Raw genomic sequence first — 996 nt, 5'->3', positions numbered from 1 at the left:
CAATTACATCAATTTCTACAGTAGCAAAAGCACAACCACAAAATTCTTCTGAAAAAAATGAAGTATCAAAAGAAATAGAAGCTTTAAAAGCTGAAATAGAAAGCTTAAAAACTTCAAAAAAACAAGTAGCAGAAGTTAATACGCCCACTCAAACACCAACAGAAACACCAAAAGTTACAACAAAAGTAGAGCAACAACCAACCAGTAATGTTTTATATGCACAAGCTATTGAAAATGGCTTTCAGTTAGTTGATAGCTCACCTAAAGTAGTTTATAAAATTAAGGCCACAGGTTTAAATAATGTGTATTTAGTTGAAAACACATCGGCTATTTTATACAAAAAAGAAAGCGTTTGGGTTTTAGAGTATTACCAAAATAGCCAGTTAAAACAGGAAACACTTAACATTAAATTTTAATTTTTTAATAATTGTATTTGTCTTTCCAGCGTTGTTTTAAAAATTCACGGTGCGCGTTTTCGCGTGCATTATTTCCGGGTTTATAAAATGTAGTGTTTTTTATTTCATTTGGTAAAAATTCTTGTTCGGCAAAATTGTTTTCGTAATTATGTGCGTATTTGTAGTTTTCGCCATAACCAAGTTCTTTCATAAGTTTTGTTGGGGCATTTCTAATAGTTAAAGGCACACTTAAATCACCAGTTTCGCGTACTTTTTGTTGCGCTTCGTTTATAGCCATATACGCTGCGTTACTTTTAGGTGAGCAAGCTAAATATGTGGCGCATTGACTTAAAATAATACGAGATTCAGGAAACCCAATAGTTGAAACCGCTTGAAACGTGTTATTAGCAATAACCAAAGCCGTAGGGTTGGCATTACCTATATCTTCACTAGCCGAAATTAGCAAACGGCGTGCAATAAACTTTATATCTTCGCCGCCTTCAATCATTCTAGCTAGCCAATACACAGCGCCATTGGGATCACTACCTCTAATAGACTTAATAAAAGCCGAAATAATATCATAATGCTGCTCACCAGTTTT

General features: G+C 33.9%; 1 protein-coding gene and 1 pseudogene. One reads left to right on the top strand and one right to left on the bottom strand.

Annotated elements, in window-relative coordinates; genetic code table 11:
- Positions 1 to 416 (top strand): annotated as a pseudogene (locus FUA24_RS24910) (hypothetical protein); the annotation flags it as partial.
- 4 nt (positions 417 to 420) lie between these two features.
- Here the strand turns inward: FUA24_RS24910 and FUA24_RS01080 are convergent.
- On the bottom strand, positions 421 to 996 hold a 576-nt coding region (locus FUA24_RS01080), incomplete at its 5' end, for an AAA family ATPase (RefSeq protein ID WP_449441413.1).

It is taken from the genome of Seonamhaeicola marinus, from assembly GCF_008085455.1.
Note: the sequence above shows the minus strand (reverse complement) of the source record. Positions and strands in the feature narration are given on the sequence as shown.